The 18696-nt window shown below is 33.1% G+C and carries 16 protein-coding genes and 1 other annotated feature; of the genes, 10 read left to right on the top strand and 6 right to left on the bottom strand.

The window, feature by feature from the left end; translation table 11 throughout:
* Positions 1 to 571: 571 nt before the first annotated feature.
* Complete coding sequence (locus ACIQ4I_RS00005; protein WP_403091651.1) at positions 572 to 1465, bottom strand: DMT family transporter; 894 nt, start codon at positions 1463 to 1465, stop codon at positions 572 to 574.
* Between the two features lie 385 nt (positions 1466 to 1850).
* Here ACIQ4I_RS00005 and ACIQ4I_RS00010 point away from each other — a divergent pair, with 385 nt between their 5' ends.
* The 3 genes from ACIQ4I_RS00010 to ACIQ4I_RS00020 all read left to right on the top strand — a co-directional run bounded on the left by ACIQ4I_RS00010 (position 1851) and on the right by ACIQ4I_RS00020 (position 5707).
* Positions 1851 to 2591 carry an alpha/beta hydrolase gene (locus tag ACIQ4I_RS00010; RefSeq protein ID WP_403091653.1) on the top strand — a complete coding sequence of 247 codons (741 nt, stop codon included), beginning with the start codon at positions 1851 to 1853 and terminating at the stop codon, positions 2589 to 2591.
* Positions 2592 to 2846: 255 nt separating this feature from the next.
* Positions 2847 to 3113 (top strand) — a binding site (T-box leader).
* A 97-nt stretch (positions 3114 to 3210) separates the two neighbouring features.
* Entirely contained in the window at positions 3211 to 4674 is a 1464-nt protein-coding gene (gene lysS / locus ACIQ4I_RS00015) for a lysine--tRNA ligase (protein WP_403091655.1), read from the top strand.
* 250 nt (positions 4675 to 4924) lie between these two features.
* Positions 4925 to 5707 carry a putative protein N(5)-glutamine methyltransferase gene (locus tag ACIQ4I_RS00020; RefSeq protein ID WP_403091657.1) on the top strand — a complete coding sequence of 261 codons (783 nt, stop codon included), beginning with the start codon at positions 4925 to 4927 and terminating at the stop codon, positions 5705 to 5707.
* Between the two features lie 852 nt (positions 5708 to 6559).
* Here ACIQ4I_RS00020 and ACIQ4I_RS00025 read toward each other — a convergent pair.
* Both ACIQ4I_RS00025 and ACIQ4I_RS00030 read right to left on the bottom strand, forming a co-directional pair.
* Positions 6560 to 6949: a spore coat protein gene (locus ACIQ4I_RS00025; protein ID WP_403091658.1), complete on the bottom strand. Its 390-nt coding sequence runs from the start codon at positions 6947 to 6949 to the stop codon at positions 6560 to 6562.
* A 238-nt stretch (positions 6950 to 7187) separates the two neighbouring features.
* Positions 7188 to 7364: a hypothetical protein gene (locus ACIQ4I_RS00030; RefSeq protein WP_403091660.1), complete on the bottom strand. Its 177-nt coding sequence runs from the start codon at positions 7362 to 7364 to the stop codon at positions 7188 to 7190.
* Positions 7365 to 7700: 336 nt separating this feature from the next.
* On the opposite strand from ACIQ4I_RS00030, the gene ACIQ4I_RS00035 reads away from it, so the two are divergent.
* On the top strand, positions 7701 to 8447 hold the full coding sequence (locus ACIQ4I_RS00035) for an alpha/beta fold hydrolase (protein WP_403091662.1): 747 nt from the start codon (positions 7701 to 7703) through the stop codon (positions 8445 to 8447).
* A 428-nt stretch (positions 8448 to 8875) separates the two neighbouring features.
* Positions 8876 to 9310: a DUF4279 domain-containing protein gene (locus ACIQ4I_RS00040; protein WP_403091664.1), complete on the top strand. Its 435-nt coding sequence runs from the start codon at positions 8876 to 8878 to the stop codon at positions 9308 to 9310.
* 201 nt (positions 9311 to 9511) lie between these two features.
* Here the strand turns inward: ACIQ4I_RS00040 and ACIQ4I_RS00045 are convergent, their stop codons facing one another.
* A complete protein-coding gene (locus ACIQ4I_RS00045) occupies positions 9512 to 10054 on the bottom strand; it encodes a TetR/AcrR family transcriptional regulator (protein ID WP_403091665.1) in 543 nt (180 codons plus the stop codon).
* Between the two features lie 169 nt (positions 10055 to 10223).
* Between ACIQ4I_RS00045 and ACIQ4I_RS00050 the strand changes: the two genes are divergently transcribed.
* Together ACIQ4I_RS00050 and ACIQ4I_RS00055 are read left to right on the top strand one after the other, a co-directional pair.
* Positions 10224 to 11660 (top strand): DHA2 family efflux MFS transporter permease subunit, encoded by a 1437-nt coding sequence (locus ACIQ4I_RS00050; RefSeq protein ID WP_403091667.1) that lies wholly within the window; start codon positions 10224 to 10226, stop codon positions 11658 to 11660.
* A 544-nt stretch (positions 11661 to 12204) separates the two neighbouring features.
* A complete protein-coding gene (locus ACIQ4I_RS00055) occupies positions 12205 to 14466 on the top strand; it encodes a hypothetical protein (RefSeq protein WP_403091669.1) in 2262 nt (753 codons plus the stop codon).
* Between the two features lie 215 nt (positions 14467 to 14681).
* On the opposite strand, the gene ACIQ4I_RS00060 is transcribed toward ACIQ4I_RS00055, so the two are convergent.
* Complete coding sequence (locus tag ACIQ4I_RS00060; protein ID WP_403091671.1) at positions 14682 to 15290, bottom strand: restriction endonuclease; 609 nt, start codon at positions 15288 to 15290, stop codon at positions 14682 to 14684.
* Between the two features lie 257 nt (positions 15291 to 15547).
* Between ACIQ4I_RS00060 and ACIQ4I_RS00065 the strand changes: the two genes are divergently transcribed.
* The 3 genes from ACIQ4I_RS00065 (at position 15548) to ACIQ4I_RS00075 (ending at position 17106) form a co-directional block, all read left to right on the top strand.
* Positions 15548 to 16399 (top strand): hypothetical protein, encoded by an 852-nt coding sequence (locus ACIQ4I_RS00065; RefSeq protein WP_403091673.1) that lies wholly within the window; start codon positions 15548 to 15550, stop codon positions 16397 to 16399.
* A gap of 42 nt (positions 16400 to 16441) precedes the next feature.
* Positions 16442 to 16705, top strand: a complete 264-nt coding sequence (locus ACIQ4I_RS00070; protein ID WP_403091674.1) for a hypothetical protein — start codon at positions 16442 to 16444, stop codon at positions 16703 to 16705.
* Positions 16706 to 17019: 314 nt separating this feature from the next.
* Positions 17020 to 17106 (top strand): putative holin-like toxin, encoded by an 87-nt coding sequence (locus tag ACIQ4I_RS00075; protein WP_403093308.1) that lies wholly within the window; start codon positions 17020 to 17022, stop codon positions 17104 to 17106.
* A gap of 225 nt (positions 17107 to 17331) precedes the next feature.
* Here ACIQ4I_RS00075 and ACIQ4I_RS00080 read toward each other — a convergent pair whose 3' ends face one another.
* Positions 17332 to 18663 (bottom strand): M20/M25/M40 family metallo-hydrolase, encoded by a 1332-nt coding sequence (locus ACIQ4I_RS00080; protein ID WP_403091676.1) that lies wholly within the window; start codon positions 18661 to 18663, stop codon positions 17332 to 17334.
* Positions 18664 to 18696 lie beyond the last annotated feature (33 nt).

Raw genomic sequence — 18696 nt, forward strand, 5'->3', positions numbered from 1 at the left:
AGAAAATTAAAAGGACTAAGTCCGGTACAATACCGAATTCAATCCTCCATAGCTGCTTAACTTAATATAATGTCTAACTTTTTGGGGTCAATTCATAACAAGGAACAGCGCTTATTTTCATTAAAGGGCCATTTAATTGAAGAAGGGTGTTACATCTTGTAATAATTAATTAGAGAAAGTATACTGAGGAATATTTCTATGAAGGAGAACATTTATGATTTTTGAGATTATTTCAGGATTGCTTAGTAGCATCGGACAAGATAACTCTTTAAATACAAAGAAAATAGATAAGCATATAGAGGAATTACGAAAATATAACTGGTTTAATGAACTATATGATCACGAAAAGTATCATCGTTTGTTTTTCGTCAATAGGCGTGTGAGGAAGTTTTTGCAAAGTACATATTGAACTAAAAGGCTGATTAACAATTTAAATGCACAAAACTCCTTTATAACTTTCCTTGAAAAGCAATTAAGTAAATAATTCTTTTATTCTGCTAACGGACCATATAGTTGAATAAACACATAAAATAAAAACAGTGGGAACGAATGCTTCCCACTGTGTAATACGTTATTTAGTTGGTGTTTTTATTTCTTGTTTTGAAAATTCTGGTAATTTAATTTCACTAACAAATGTTGAGGCTAAAAGTAATGCACCACCAAGCATTTGAACCAATGTCATTTCCTCTTGCAGAATAATTGCCGAAATCAGTATTGCTACAAATGGGTCTACATAACTTAGCATCGCAATACTTTGTCCTTTTAATTTCTCCATACCAGAAAAGAATAACCAAAATCCAATCCCTGTATTGACGATCCCTAAAATTAAAATAAATGGAATAGAAGAACTTGATACTTCAAACATACCAAAGCCTTCAGTAAGGAAAACGTAAGGCATGAGCAGTAAAGCAGTTATTCCTAGCTGAATAATTGTCAGCTCTAGTTTTCCCATATCTTTAATATATTTATTTAACAGCAATAATGCAGCGTAAAAGGTAGCTGCTATTAATCCATAAGAAAGTCCGAGGATATCTTTTGTTTTAGATGCGCTCACACCTTCACCTACAATCAATACTAGACCCATAATCGCGATAATAATACATACAATTTTTTTAATAGATAATTGTTCTTTCAGTACAAACGGAGAAAGAAGCATCACAAACACTGGGGCAAAGTAATATCCAAGTGTTGCATTGGCAATTGTTGTATAGTCGTAGGATTGGTAAAGAAAAACCCAATTTCCTCCCAATGCAATACCAGAAAGAAACAAAATTAATGCATTCGATTTCACTAAATTCCATGATATTTTTTTCTTCATGACGAAGAATATTAATGTTAAAAATAAGCATCCTATAATACTGCATAGTAAAGCTCTTTCGCTCGAAGAAAGGTCAATGTATCGAACTACTATACCAATTGTACCGAAAATGACCATTGATAATATAAACTGAATTTTAGATTTCATTGTTTACTCCTTCGAATCTGCGAAACAGCTTATATTTCGCAGATTCTTAATCTGTATTTAATATAAGCTTTTTCAGTGCTGACTGGGCAGCTGGAGTAAACGGTGGTGGCGGTGATGTTGAAAATGGCTTCCAAATGTAGTGACTTATATTTGATAATGGCATATTAATTCCCTCCAGATTCTGTAAAAGTTTTTTATTCACTAATTATACTAAATAAATACCGAGAGAGATTCATTAATAATAAAGATTTCTTATTGTACTAACTGGTTTAAGCGTTGAAGATGAGATTGAAAGGCAGCTTTAGTTCAATAACTAATAGATGTTATACTTTTAACGAATTCGATGTTCAAAAACTAAGAATATGTAAGTGAGGTATTCAAAATAATGATGAAAATAGTACCCCCTAAGCCTTTCTTCTATAAAGGTGGAGAGAAAGCCGTTTTACTATTACATTCTTTTACAAGTAATACGATTGATATGAAAAAGTTAGGGAAGTATTTGCAAAAGAACAATTATTCTTGCTATGCACCATTATATAGTGGACATGGTTTAACAGCAGAAGAACTTCTCACATATGGACCGTCAGATTGGTGGCAAGATGTATTAAATGGATATCAGTTGTTGAAGGATGAAGGTTTTGAAAAAATAGCTGTGATTGGTCTTTCTCTTGGTGGTGTGTTTGCATTAAAAGTTGGTCAAGAGTTGGAGATAAATGGTGTTGTGACAATGTCAGTGCCAATACATAGAGAAGCTACTTTTCTACAAAAGCGTGTCTTTCATTATGCAAAAGAGTACAAACAACTTGAAGGGAAAAATGAAGAACTAATAAATTTAGAAATGAAACGTCTTCAAAATATGTCTATCGATTCATTAGTTGAGTTTCAACAGCTAATTGATATAACGATGGATAAATTAGCACGTATAACTTCTCCAATTCGTATATTATATGGTGAATTAGATGAACCATTGTATAAAGAGAGTGCAGAGGTAATTTTTCAAAGCGTTGCGACGAATCAAAAAACAATAAAAGGGTATCCGAACTCTAAACATTTAATGACATTAAGTACGGACATTAACGACGTGAACAAAGATATTCTTACATTCTTAAATGATTTAACTTGGTAGTTTTAATGAATCTTCAACTAACAGTAGATCTACTTCAAGAAGGCGTATCGCTGTTTCCTTCTTCAACTTAACGGGGGCTATTGTTTAATAAGAGAGAGCTGGATTTAGCAGCATTTTTCAATGTTTTTATCTTCAACAATCTGGCGCAATCCTTCAACAAAGGAGAATAAGCTCAAGTTCATTAATGGCCATTTAGTTGAACAAGTATTGACTAAAATATTTATTTAAGCTAATATGTTTTTAAAATATACAGAATATTCTGCTATGAAGAGAAGAGTAATTTTGATTCATTATTTCCAGAGAGCTTCGGTAGGTGGAAAGGAGCAATAATGATCTTAATGAAAAAAGGCTCGGAGCTTTTGCACGGATCTAAGATATACTTAGTGATACTGCGACGGGGTCTCCCGTTATAGAGATAGGGTATAATCAATTATTAATAATTGCCGTACCCAAAGAGGTTGGTATGGTGACATATCAATAAACTGAGGTGGTACCACGGAGATATAAACTCTCGTCCTCAAGATGAATAATCTTGGGGGTGAGAGTTTTTTGTCGTTTAGAAGTATTAATGTGAATTTACAAAAAAAAGATAAACTAATAGAAATTGGAGCGGATAAGAATGAATAATGAGCAAACAACTCTTAGAATAGAGAAATTAGAGACTTTGAGATCACAGGGGGTTCCAGTATATCCTGACAGATTTCCGACAAATTATGAACTTTACGAATCATCTTTACTTGAGGATGGAACATCAGAGGTTCGAATAGCAGGAAGAATCATGGGGATTCGTCAGTTTAGTAAATTTAGTTTCATCACAATTTCAGACATACAAGGTCATTTACAACTTCTTCTGAAAAAAGACGAAGTTGGGGAAAAAGCTTATAATGATTTCATAAACTTTTTCGATATTGGAGATTTTATTGGTGTTGAGGGAAATATGTATACAACGAAAACAAATGAAAAAACGCTTCGTATCGAAAATTATATTTTGCTTGGAAAAGCATTACACACACTACCAGATAAATGGCATGGATTAAGCAATATAGACACACGTTATAGACAACGTTATTTAGATTTAATGATGACAAAAGAAACGCAAGTTCGTATGTTAATGCGAACAAAGTTAGTTCGTGCTGTTCGTAGATTCTTAGAAGAAAAAGACTTTTTAGAGGTGGAAACACCTGTGTTACAACATACTTCCTCTGGTGCTTTAGCACGCCCATTTAGAACGTATCATAACTCATTAGAAACGGAATTAAACTTACGAATTGCACCAGAGACTTACTTGAAAAGACTAATTGTAGGAGGCTTTACAAAAGTATTTGAATTTGCAAAGTGCTTTAGAAATGAAGGAATCAGTCCTCAACACCTTCAAGAATTTACAATGGTTGAAGGCTATGCAGCTTATTGGAACTATGAAGATACAATGGCACTCATGCGTGAAATGATTTTATATGTTCTTAAACAAACTTTTAATACAACAGTTATTAATATACAAGGGCAAACGATCGATTTTTCATTAGAGTGGAACGTTGTTTCATTTAGAGATTTAATTCTAAAAGATACGGGCATTGATATTGATTTGTATCCAGATGTAAAAGACTTATATGAAGAAACAAAGAGGAAAAATATTTATTTAGAACAAGAGAATATCGAGACTTTAGGTAGAGGAAACTTTATTGACCTTCTATATAAAAAAATGTGTCGTCCACAATTAATAGAACCAACATTTTTAATCAAACACCCTATTGATTTATCACCATTAGCTAGAGCAGATGATGACAATCCAGCAATTACAGATCGATTCCAATTAGTAGTCAATGGTGCTGAGATTATCAATGCGTATTCAGAATTAGTGGACCCTATTGAACAGAGAAGACGATTAGAGGAACAAGCCATTCTAAAAAGTGGTGGCGATTTAGAAGCAATGGAAATGGATGAAGACTACTTATTGGGTATGGAATATGGGATGCCCCCGATTTCTGGTTGGGGATTTGGGATTGAACGATTATTAATGGTACTAACGGATAGTGATACAATTAAAGATTGTGTATTATTTCCATTAACTAAAAAACAACTTTAATAGGATTCCCAATAACAGTGTTCCTTGTTAGTCAAAGGTGATGAACTATAATTTATTGAACAATAAAGTTATAATGTGCTTTTTTCTTATTCAACTAAAGCACGCTATCCTTGAAAATAAGGATAGGCGCTTATTTTCATTTAAGGACCATTTTGTTGAAGAGGGATATCTCCAATTTTTAAAGAATACAGTGTTATAAATAAGCTTCTCAAAGGTGGTGAGATAAATAGGGGAAAGATTCAATTTCTTTTTGGACAATGAAACGGAAAAATGTATAATTAACAGACTTCGGAGCGCGGGGTGTGTTTTTGCAGAAGATGAGACCAAGTTACTTATCTTAGAGGCACGAACTCCAGAGGACCTCAAGAAAATGGTGGAAATGCGAACCGATGGTTTACCGCTTGAATATGTTGTTGGATACGCAAAGTTCTGTGGTTTGCGGATAGAAGTGGACCGAGGGGTTTTTGTGCCTCGCCAACGTACCGAGTTTCTTGTTCACCAGGCAGAAGCTCTGTCGTGTTCTGGTGATATCGTCGTTGACCTATGTTGCGGGTCAGGTGCTGTGGGTGTAGCACTGGCGTCAGCTTTAGGACGAGTTGAATTGTATTCTGTGGACATTGACCCTGTCGCAGTACGATGCGCTGGCCGCAACGTAACGGATTTCGGTGGCCATGTTTTTGAAGGTGACTTGTACAAAGCTCTGCCCCTCTCACTTAAAGGCCATGTGAACATCCTAGTTGCGAACGTACCTTACGTTCCTACCGAGGCAATCAAGCTGCTCCCACAGGAGGCTCGTCTGCATGAACCGATGGCAGCACTTGACGGAGGAGAGGATGGACTTGACATTCAGCGAAGAGTAGCAGAAGAAGCATTTCACTGGCTAGCACCTGGAGGACATCTTTTGATAGAGACGAGCGAAATGCAGGCACCTCAGACTTTTGAAATCTTTTCAGGTGCTGGGCTTACCACAAAAGTGGCTAGAGACGAGGAACTGGACGCTACTGTCATTATCGGATCAAATTCCGGTTTTTAGGAGTCAGAGTTTTAAACTCTGACTCTATTTTTTTTATTTTTCTTTTGATCGCAATACATAATATACAACTAAGAGGAGTCCTGCTATAAATAAGCATATATAACTTAAAGTATATTTGCTTTGAACTTCAAAAGGAAAATCTAAGCCTGTCCAGCGCGTAGCAATACCAGTTACACAGAATATTAGAAATAAGAAAAACACTAAAGATCTAATTTAATACTCACTCCCTTCTTTTGTAATGAATTGTAACATATTACCATTAATCGAAAAATATAAAAAATGATTTCAATTCCATTCTTATAGCAACCATTGCCTACTAATTTTTTTATTCAACTAAAGGGTAGTATAGTTCAAAAAAAGTAGTTAAGATATTCAACAATCGGGCGCTATTGTTGAATAATATAGGTAGAAAATAATCAATCTTTTTTCAAAATGGATTCTTTTTATTTATTGAAAAATCCTGGGTGCAAGGGTATTCTAATCAAACTTTATTTCAAAGCAACATCAGATAAATTTTCTAGAATAAAAAAGTGCAAAAGAAAAAGCCAACTCCCCAAAAATAGAGGTGGTCTTTTCATTAGGAAGGTCATAGGAATCTTGCCACAAAAAATGTTGCGAATAATCTTTCGTCTTCCCCTTCATTTTATTGTATGCTAATCGCATTAAGGTAACTAGATAAAAGTCTAAAAGTTAAACCAAGGTACAAAGTACATAAAAGATATGTATATCTCTATTTCAGCTTATTTCGTCTAGTAATGTAACTTCTTAATACCTTCAAAATAAAAAACAAGCAGCCAATTATATTGGTCGCTTGTTTTTTGTCCCCCTTTATATTTAAAAGGGCGATAACATTTAGTTAATGAAATCTTGAGGAATACATTCACGAACACCAGAATTTCTCAATGAGTTAAATAAAGCTGCACTGATTCTTAATATAACATTGTTATCAGTGCCATTTTCTAAGTCATAGATTACGAAGTATGCATTGTCAACTGTAAAAATACATTTTCGTTCTAATTTAAATCCAGGTGGTACAGGAGGAAGATTAAAACGTGGTACAATCACAGGTGTATCACCTTCAGCTCTGATAAAATTGAAAGTTTGTTGGTCAATCTCATAGATATTAACTGGATCAATCTCCACACCATCAGCTGGAATTGTAATTTCATCTTCAACTAATAGGAAAAAGCGTTCGTTTCGAAAATTGAAAAGACTTCTCGCTCCAATTTCAAATGATGCCATTTTATATTCACCTCCTCTCCTCTAAATAAGTTATTCGTATCGAATATAATTGTTTGGACAAAAAGGAAGGTATTAACTGCAAACAAAAAAACAAAACTTAATGAATTATTAAAAATCTAAATAATTCATTAAGTTTTGTTTAATGTACATATTTTTATTACACCTTCACTTTTAGCAGAAAACTAAAGAACATTGATTGGCTAATAAGCTATTGATATGTAATATTGCTCTTATTTACTTACTCTTTATTTTCTTCAGAAATTCCTTCTATTCTATATACCTTTGATGTAAATTCTTCAAAATCTTTATTACATCCTTCGAGATAATTCATTGTATTTTTTTGTAGTTCGCATTGAAAAAAATCTCTTTTATATATTTTTCCAATTTTTAAGTCTCGCAATTCAGCTTCATTCATTAACAGGGTGCTTTAGCACAATAACTAAGGTGTTGTTTTTAAGCTTTTTCTCATTTCCTTCTATTCCACAATCGGGCGCCATTCTGTAACAAGAAACAGCGCTTATTTTCATTAAAGGGCCATTTAATGGAGAGAGCTATTTTGAATTAATGAAGTTAGATAGTGGAACAAAAAGATATTTATCTAAAAATTCAGTTCGTTTTTATTTTCCTGTGGTAAAATATGTAATACGTTGAACTAGGGGAGTGGTTGGGTGAAAATTTAATAATTATTTTTTGTTAATCTTTATCGGAGTTTCATGAAAATATTAAATTGTAATGGGTGGAGGGATTTTCAATGGATTTGTATTATGAAGTTAATGGTAATGGTCATCCTGTGGTTCTCCTCACTGGTGGTGCTGATGTACGGAACTGGAAATTTTTCTCATCTCTTTTAGCGAAACACTACAAGGTCGTTGCTTTTGACTTACGTGGGACAGGGAAATCACCGTCCCCAATAGAAGATGTTAACCATGTTGAAGATTTGCTGTCGCTGCTTGATCATCTAGAAATAAATCAGGCGACACTTATCGGTCACTCAATGGGTGGCCAAATTGCCACCGAATTCACTCTGAATTATCCTGAAAGGGTTTCTAAACTTGTTTTGCTTGCACCTGGATTATCAGGGTTTAGGTATTCAAAGCAATTTGAAGAGAATATGAAGAAGATTCATGAAGCTGCCCCCGATATCGATAAGATGGTTGGGCTTTTGCTCAGTAATCCATCGTATCGTGTTGTAACAGTGAGTCCTCACAGGAATTTGATGGTTCAAATGCTCCGGCACCATATGAATCGAATGTTTGAATGGCCGGCAGTTAAATTGATTTGGCCGGAACCACCGGCCATCGAAAGATTAGGAGAATTGACGGCAAGAACATTATTGATAATCGGTAAGGAGGATTCACCCGATAACCTTGGTGTTGCCAATTACTTTAGAAAGCACTCAGACGCTCGAATCATAGAAATTCCAGGTGCAGACCATATGTTCAATCTCACCCATCCCGAGAAACTGTATCATCAAATAACTAGTTTTATGAAGGAATGAAAAGTTTACTATGCAAAGGACTCCGGGAGAGAGAACGGATTCGTGGCAGCCAAAGAAAACATTCGAAATGCTGATATGATATTGTTTATGAAAAGCAGGTAATGATGCTACCTATATTACCAAGGTGTTTCCTATTCAAGAAATAAAAGCTCAAATCATTCGTCAGTTTTGTAACTTATTTAATTTATAAAACGGGCGATAAAATAATATTAATAGTTCAATTATAGCGCTATCCTTGAATAAGGATAAGCGCTTATTTTCATTTAAGGGCCATATTGTTGAATAAGACTTCCAAACTAAGCTGGATATTCTTGTTAAAATTGATATGAGATTGTGAACAAATGTACTTATACTAATGGGCAGTTTAGTTCAAGAAGAAATTTAATAATAGATTTTTTAGTGTTTTTGTAAGAATGGAGTGTATGTTATTGGAAAAAACTCAAGTGATGGTATACTTTAGTCTGTTTGCAGATGAATTTCCGTTAGAAACAGTAACAAAAAGGTTGGGTGTAGACCCTACAGAAAGTTATAATAAAGGAGATCTAATCAGAAAAATATCTGCTACTAAAAATCTAGTTAGACAGGATACAGCTTGGAAATTAAGCACTGGTTATCAGGAGTCATTGGATGTAGAAATACAATTAGAACAGATTGTCAAACAGATAAGAGATAAAGAAACAGCTATCAATGAATTGAAAATTGAATTTGACTTAGAATGCAGATTCACTATTGTCATTATAATGAACGATGGTTATACGCCAGCATTATGTATAGGTCTTCCAATTATTAAATTTGCTAACAGCATAAAAGCTGATTTTGATATTGACTTATATTCTAATCCTTATGTTGACACAGACGATTGAATAAATTAATGCATTTTTCCTTAATCAATTAATGGTCATCTTCTAAATAACTAAGTTTAGCCAGCCGATTCAGGTTATTGAGTGATAAAAATGGCAGATATAGCAATAATTAAGCTTGTTACAGTTATTAATAATTGTAACAAGCTTTTTTTACAATGAAGAAAGTATTTTCTAAGGGAAGTAAGGATACTTCCGAAATAATTATCGATACAATTCATTAATTTGTTTTGCTATATATTCGGAGCTAAAATCAACCCCATTTCTGAGCCACCACATGATTATCCCAAGTATTGAAGATGCGATAATATCCATTGATAGAGTTATTTCCGTAGGATCAGTGCATTCATTTTCACGTTGTATGACAATCAAGTCCTTTAGTGTCATATGCATTTTTTTATTGAAGCCTGGGTGCTCAAATAGAACAGCTAAAATTTTTCGATGCTTATAAAAATAGTCTAAAAACGTAATTAATTGTTCTTGATTATTTAAGTTATCAATTTGTAAAGTCGGAGACATTTTCAACAACAAGTCGTCGAAAATATCGTAAACTAACTGCTTTAATAAATCATTAATATCTAAAAAATGTAAATAAAAAGTTGCTCGATTTAGCTCGGCACGTTTGGCTATTTTTTGTACTGTAAGCTTCGAAATATCTGGATTTTCAATCAATATATCTACGACAGCTTCTTTAAACATTCGTTTAGAGCGAACAGCTCGTGGATCTTGCTTTTTTTGTGTGGTCAATATAATTCTCCTTTATCTATTAACACGAATTTAGTAAATATTATTTTAAAATTTGTTGTTTAATCAACACTTCTTGAAAAATTGTAAATAGGAATCAATAATAAAAAATGCTATTATCTATTTTATTGACACAGTGTTTAAAAAACAAGCGGGAAGAGGAATAAGTTATATGTCGGAATCAATAAAAATAAACAAAAAAGTTTTATTAACAGTATTAATTTTAGGGTGTTTTTTATCTACACTAAATCAAACACTGTTAAACGTTGCATTAAGTAATTTAATGAACGTATTCTCTGTTTCTGCTACAACCATTCAGTGGCTATCTACAGGTTTTATGTTGGTTAATGGGGTGCTGGTCCCTATAACTGCCTATTTAATGAAACGTTTTTCTACACGCCAATTATTTATTAGTTCAATGCTGTTTTTATTAATAGGCTCTATTTTGTGTGCAGTAGCACCAAACTTCGCTACCTTACTAACAGGCCGTATGATTCAAGCCATTGGAGCAGGAATAATTATGCCATTATTAATGAGTATTGTTATGGTTATTTTCCCTCCAGAAAAAAGAGGGAGTATGATGGGGTTAATTGGTCTAGCCATGATTTTCGCACCAGCAATTGCACCAACATTAGCAGGTTTTATAATAGATTATTATTCATGGCGTTGGTTATTTATTGGGATAATTCCATTTGTTGTGATCGTCATATTAATGGCTATGAAATATTTAGTTAATGTTTCAGAAACAGCAAAAACGAAGTTAGATGTAGTCAGTGTTATTTTATCAACAATTGGCTTTGGCCTTATTTTGTATGGTTTTAGTAATGCTGGAAGCCATGGATGGGATGATAAAGTTGTAATAGTTACTATACTTATGGGGATAGTGACTACAGCAATATTCTGTCTTCGACAAATTAAATCTGCTGATCCACTTCTTAACTTATCCGTTTTTAAAAATAAATTATTCACTTTAACGTCCATTATCAACATTATTGTCACAATGATGATGTATGCGGATATGATTTTATTACCAATGTATTTACAAAACGGAAGAGGGTTTACTGCATTAGACGCTGGTTTATTATTATTACCGGGTGCCCTTGTAAATGCCTTTATGTCTCCAGTTACAGGGAAAATGTATGACCGCTTTGGTGCAAAGCCGTTATTTATTATCGGTTTGATTTTCGTCATTCCTTCAATGTGGGTTGTAACAGATTTAACAGACACAACAACCTATACCTTTTTAATGATACGTACCATTTTCCTACGTATAGGATTGAGCTTTATCACAATGCCATTGAACACAGCTGGTTTGAATGCCTTACCTAGCACACTTGTGACACATGGTACAGCAGTGAATAATACCTTACGCCAAATCGCAGGTGCAATTGGATCTGCAGTAGTTATTACAATATTCACAGCACAAACAACAAACCATGCGAAAACATTGCTAGAAGAAACACCAAATGCTACTGCTGAAGCCATTCGCACACTTGCTTCAACCTTAGGCTCAAGTGATGCATACTATTTCATGACAATCTTAGCTATAATCGCATTTGTTTTAACACTATTTGTTCCATCTAAAAATAAGATTGAACAAGAATCGTAGTTATTAAGTATTCAAAATTGGGGGCTACTTTAGGCGATATAGTTTGTGAATGCATATACTTCAACAATTTTAGTTGATTGATTTTGCGCGCAAATACATTTAAATGGATAGAAATTAAACAACTTTAAAGAGCCTTACTACAATGAAGTGTAGTAAGGCTCTTAATCTTTTTATATCAAAATTAAATGACTTTATTATCTCTATACATGAGTTTGTTTATAACTCGTTTGTACCCTGTTTTTATTTTCACCTTGAAAATTCATCTACCCTAAGTAAGAAAATAATGAAGTAGGTGAGTGTAATAATTGCTTAAATTACCAGTAAATACAATTCAACATTGACGAATCAACATGATCAGATGACTCCGATTTAATTGACAATGTATTTGTAAATAACACTTAAGTAATATATAACTACCATTACTTTGGTGAATGTAGTTATTTTATATCGATTATTGATTATAAATTACGAAAAAAAGTTCTAAATGTTCCTCGATGTTCCTATAATGCATTATTCATGTATTTTCGAAAGAAAGGATGAAGGAATGGTATTATATTCAGCTCGTTTAACAAAAAGTGGTACTAAAAGTTGGGCAGTTGAATTTAGACATCCAGTATTAAAAGATTCAAAAGGCAAGCAAGGCAGAAAAATACGAAGGGGTTTAGGGTTTGATAAGGAACAGGCTCAAATTATTGTGAATGAACTGAATCAAATCCTTGAAGATCCAACATTTTGGTCATTAACAGAACAGAAACGATCCTTAGCATTATTTAATGCTAAAGTAGCAGATATTTTTTTTCAACAAATGGAGGAAGAAACAATTCAAGATTCATGGAATATTAGAGAAACCTATATTAAGTTGCCAAAAAATACTGAGGGATATAGTCGTGTTATGCTTCTTGGAGCAACTGGAGCTGGTAAGACAACGGTTATCAGACAGTTAATCGGTACAGATCCAGCTGAAATTAGTTTTCCTGCTATTTCCACTAGTCGTACAACAACTTGCGATACAGAGTATATTTTTCGAGAGGGTAATTGGAAGAGCATTGTAACTTTTATATCTCAAGCACAAACAATTAGACTCGTTGAGGAATGTGTATGGGAAGCTTTTAGGAAAGCAGTAACAGGAGAAAATGATAAATCAATTGCAAAAGCACTTTTATCTCATCCTGAACAACGATTTCGATTAAGTTATTTATTAGGGCAATTTCGTTCGTCCGAAAAACCAATTACAACAGAGAAAGTAAGTAATCAAGAATCTTTAATAGATGTACCGTATCCTGATCAAAATATCCTTCAATCTGATCTTATGTATATTTTAAGTGAAATAAAATTATTGTCCAATGAAGCCCAGAGCACATGTCCTATAAATGACGATAATGTTGATGAAGTCATCACACTTAAATATGAAGAGTGGATTAAGGAAGAAACTGAACGATTTAATGACCTTGTCGATTATATACTACAGTTAATAAAAAAGAGATTTACAGCGATAAAGTACGGCGTGTTTCATAAAGATAACAGGGGTTGGCCGGAATATTGGTATCATGATTCTAAAGATAAACTGGAATTAATTAAGATGATGAGATGGTTTGCAGGAAATGAAGGTAGAAGATTCGGTGAATTGTTAGCTCCAATCGTGAACGGAATACGATTGGAAGGGCCATTTAAACCATCATGGTGGAAAAATCACATACCCCCAAAATTGGTTTTAATCGATGGTGAAGGAATTGGTCATGATTCCAATATTACTACAAGTATTCCAATGGATGTAACAACTCGTTTTAAAGAAATGGATGCAATTATACTTGTAGATAATGCAAGTCAACCTATGTTAGAAGCTCCTAAAATAATTTTAAGTGAAGCAATGGCTCGAGGACAATTAGAAAAATTAATGATCGCCTATACAAGGTTTGATCAGGTTCATGGTACTAATATGATAGATGAAGAGGACCGGTTTGATCATATTACTGGAATACAAGCTGGTGCAATTGAGGGTATGCAAGAAGCAAATAATCTAAATCCTAAGTTAATTAGGCAGCTTAGAAATCATCTAGAGGATTTCACATTTTTCTTTTCGCAAACACATGAATTGCAAAATACTCCTGAAGATTTGAAAGATGAGATGGATCGTTTTATTGAAAGTATTATCCAAAATACTAAAAAGGCTTCTATAAATAATATTGACAGGAGCAAAGTATTCCCAGAGTATGACTTTGGAACGCTTGTATTAGCCATAGAGCAAACTCATCAACTATTTATGAATAAATGGCTTAGTCTAATTGGTATTGATACCAAAACTTCACAATATCAGCCTCAGCACTGGATGCGAATAAAAGCGTTATCTAACCGATTTGCAAACTGGCCAAATTGTGTCGAATATAATGATCTAAAACCTGCAAGTGATTTAGCTAGTTATTTAATGCAAAGAATAAATGAATTTATTAATAGCCCTAGATCATGGTCAATTGATGTGGATGATGGTGAAAAAATAAAAATTCTACAAAGTATTTCTGAATTTGTTTCTGATAGAGTAAACGAATTAATTTTTAATCGTATTAAGATTTTAAATCAAGAAAAATGGATAAAAGCCTACAATTTTAGAGGTACTGGCTCTACAAAAGATAGAAGAACTGAAATAAGAAGTATTTTTGAAGAAACAATTCCACAACCTAATATTCGCTTTAATACAGTTTCAAGTGAATTATTAAACGATATAAAAAAGATTATTGATGAAGCAATTGATTTTAGAAAAGGAAATTCGGTAAGTAACTATGAAATAAACCCTCTTCATTTTGGATTATAATTTACAAAACAATTTGAAAAATTGTAATAATGTCCGGTGAAAATGAATTTTAACAAAAGGAAATTAGAAAATGTGGAGTCTGAAATAATAAAAGAGTAATTTATTTAGTTTAATAGAAGAAAAGTTATGGAATCTTGTTGAACATCAAGATTCCATATTTTTATGCAAAAAATAAGATCTAACTCCTTTTTAGAAAAGAAATTGTAAGATCTATTTTATCTAATCATTTTTATAAGTCCTTTACGATCAATTAATTTAACACTATTAGATTTTGCTAAATTGACTGCAGCTGGAGTAAAGTACTGATTTGTAATAACAATTGCACCATTTGCATTATAATGTTTGACGGCTGGAACTACTTGTTGTACTGCTTTTACTCCAATATTACTGTTATACCTTTTTGCTTGAACAACAAATTTTTTAGTACCTTTTCTTAAAATTAAATCAGCGCCATAATCACCAGAACCTTTAGTTACTTCCGCGACATAACCCTTTCTTTCAAAAATAGGTTTTAATATATGCTCGAACTCTAATCCTTCCATCTGATCTATTTGATACATATCAATAAGTTGAGTATTTTTATTACCAACAAACTTTAATGAGATGAAAGTAGATTTTATGAGATATTTAAGTAAAGCCCAGATAAAAGTGCGGGATGATTTAAATAGTAGGGCTAAAAAGAAGGGGAACAGTATCATAAGAGTATCAGTAGTATAGTCTTTAGGTTGGTGTAAAATGTAGTCATATAAGTTAATAGCAAATAACCATTTAAAAACAAGGAGTTTTATTTTATTTGTTTTATTACTTCTTTTGGTTTTTTTCATATAATCATCCTTTGAAAAAATAATGTTGCCTCTTATAATATTTGTCGAATTGTGCCTTAATATACCTTATGTTCAAACGATTTGTCATTTATATAAAGAGTGTCTAGGATATTCAAATATTTGTTATTTAATTTAAAAATAGGTAAAATTATATACAAAATAGCTGCACTTTGCCAATTCAAAACAACGAGAATCAACACAATCACTAACTTATTTATCAGATTTTAGATGCATCTATAAATCTATGAGGTGATATGATGAAAATTCGAGAAGCTAGGTTAATAACCGGTTCAAATACTAGATTACTATCGCTAAACGAGGCCACAAAGGAGAAATATTATAAGGAATTTAGAGGGAACTTATATTGCCCAACACCGAACTGTCAAGCACGGATAGTATTCAGCAGTGGAGGGAAACCACATTTTAGAACTTGGCAATATAATAGGCATTCAGAAAATTGTCCGTATGATTTTGATCATTATCCAGTTGAACGAGAAGAATCCGTAGCTGTTGATGTAATTGTGGGCATTTCGTATGATCGCCGACAAAAAGCTTTAAACGAGGCGTATAAATGGTTGACCATGTCTGAAGAAGAAAAGAAGTTCCTCGAAGAAATGACGCCGAATAATATATCAAAGAAAAATCCTGAAAAAATCGGAAGAAAACCTTCTCAAGGAGTACAACTATCTTTATTTGATGAACAAACGAATCAGGGACTTTTAAAACCAAGGGGGCCTAATTTAAAGAAACGGAGAGTTTCTCAATTAGACTCTTCTTTTGTAGGAAAGAACTGTTTATTGATGGGCTACATTAAAAGTATAAAACTACAAGATGAGGTAGCGATTATTAAAGTTCTAGAGGATCAGAAGGATATTACTGTAGTTTTTGAAGAAGCGTTTATTAAAGAACCTAGGAATAGAGGCTATTTACATAAATTTGAAGCCATTAAACGACTACAAAAACATCAACGAAGCATTCCTTTTACAGGGATAGGAGAAGTTAGAGAAAATAGTAAGACACAAGCTTTGGAATTTGTAATTTACTTTGGAACGGATTTTAGGATAGATAACAAAGATTTATATGCACTTGCTGTTCAAATAATGGAATAAGTTTTACTGATGAGTAACTTTTAATCGGAGGATGAAATTTTTATGGATTTCAAACAATATTTACTTAATAGAAATTTATTTGTTAAAAATGCAAGAAAGATAGAAGATACTTCTGCAGATCAATATAACAATAGATTAGTAAATTTAAAAAAGAATGATATTTATAATGAAGAGATGACAATAGGTCAAAATATGATACAAAAAATAAATCAAAGATATGCAAATAAAGCAAATGAATATGAAAGAACAATTAAGTATTATTTAGAGTACAAAAAAATATGTGAAAAAGAGAATTTCATAAAATGAGTTATAAATAATAATAATCTTCTAGTGGACTTTATTTGTCAGTAGTTTCGATTTAATTAATCTAAAGTTAGGTAAATATTGTGATAGAAAAGTACTTATGGAAAGAATTCCCAATATTGATTGATCAATTTTTATTCATGCGAAAGATTTGATGTGTTGATAGACCAGGGATAAGTGGGAATCTAATAGAAATTACTAGGTTCCCTTTAATAAATCAAATGTATAAAAGAGAACGAATGTTTGTTATAATTTATTTAAGATAGGTGGTACTCAAGGGTGGTTGGCTCACTCCCGTTTAGAAAGGGGGTAGTGCCATGACAGTATATGAAGCGTTAATGTTTGCAATAGCATTTGCTGCATTAATTGTGTCGATACTTTCATTTAAAAACCATAAAAAATAACCCATCCTTGAGTTGACGGCTCTTTTGGGTGGGTTATCTCACACTTCTTAGCCAATCCCCTTGAGGGAATCAACTATCGAATTGACCGTTCGATGAAGCAACATCGGCGGTCATTTTTAATTTATGCTTTTAATAACTTTAGTATACGTGTAGTTTGCTGTCTTTTCAAGTTAAGTTCAAGCTGGTTGCAGGATCATTAGCAGCATTAATTGTAAAATATATAATTCACTTTTTCACTGTTAAATCTCTTGTTGCAATTGCATGCGACTGCATAAGTAATCTACTTTCTTGCAATAGATGAATAAGAAGCTCATAAGAACGGTAATTGGCTTCTACATCGAGAGACTCCATCTCGGTATGTTCGTTGAAATAGCCAGCTGAAATATTAATGCTATTAATACCTTGAGAAGCCCAAATACGTGTATCACTGCTTCCACCTTGAACTATTTGCCAATTGCCTGGATGGCGTTCATTTGCATTTCGGTGGATTCTGCGAGCAAAATGCTCAGTACAAAATTGCATACCATAGCATGACGTTACAAGATCACCAGTACCCCGACGATCTACGACAAAAGCAATATCGGTATCCCATAAGAAAAAGTCATTTACTGCTCTAGCACCTATTAAACCAATTTCCTCTTCTACAGTAAAAATTATCTTGAGAGTCCCTTTAAAACCACTTTTCTCCGCCTTCTTAACGGTAGCTAATATTGCACAGATTCCTGCACGATCATCTGCTCCGAGAATACCTTCGCTTGATGACCAAATGGAATCGTTTTTGATAATGATACGATTTGGAGAGAATTCATCCACTGTATCTAAATGTGCATTTAAAAGTATCGTCGGACCTTGCCCATAGGATACTTGCGCGATTATATTGCCATAGTTGTCTGTTGTTAGGTGATCCACATGATTTGAAAGTTCATCCAAGACAAAATTTCGTATTTGATCTTCATCGCCGCTAACACCTGAAATATTTAGTAGCTTATCAAGTAAGGTGAAATATTCTCCTTTTGGCATTAACGTATTGGTGTTTTCTAAAATTTCTATAGCTTGCTCATTTGTCAATTTATTTAATGTTAGCGCCATAATAGGTAGTTCATAGCGAGAAATACGGAAACTTAGTGACCGACCTCTTCTAAGAGTTTCAATACCAATATTCTGTAACAATGTAGCAGCTTGCATAGCAATATGTGAAGTTTGAAAGCCGATTATTGGACGATTACGATCATGCCCATCACAAGAATATCCAGTATTAAAACCTAAACGATTGAGCTCAATCACGAGACCACACACATAGCAATCAATCGCTTCTAACGGAACTACATTGCCAGCAAGCAGAACTTCAGTACGACCGTGAGTATATTTTTCAAGAATCTCAACAAATTCTTTTTCATTCATTTCTTCAGCAATATTTAGAGCTAATAATTCTTTTTTGACATTTAGAAGTAGTTCAAGGTCACTCTCAACTGTTGACTGTTTTCTCGAAAGGGTTGCATCCTTCATGTTATAAAAACCATATTTAATGAATAATTCTTTTAAAGATACTTTTTTCATCTTCACATCTCTCCTCAATTTTTAATCCGCTCT

This window comes from Rummeliibacillus sp. NPDC094406 (assembly GCF_044763875.1).
Taxonomy (GTDB): Bacteria; Bacillota; Bacilli; order Bacillales_A; family Planococcaceae; genus Rummeliibacillus.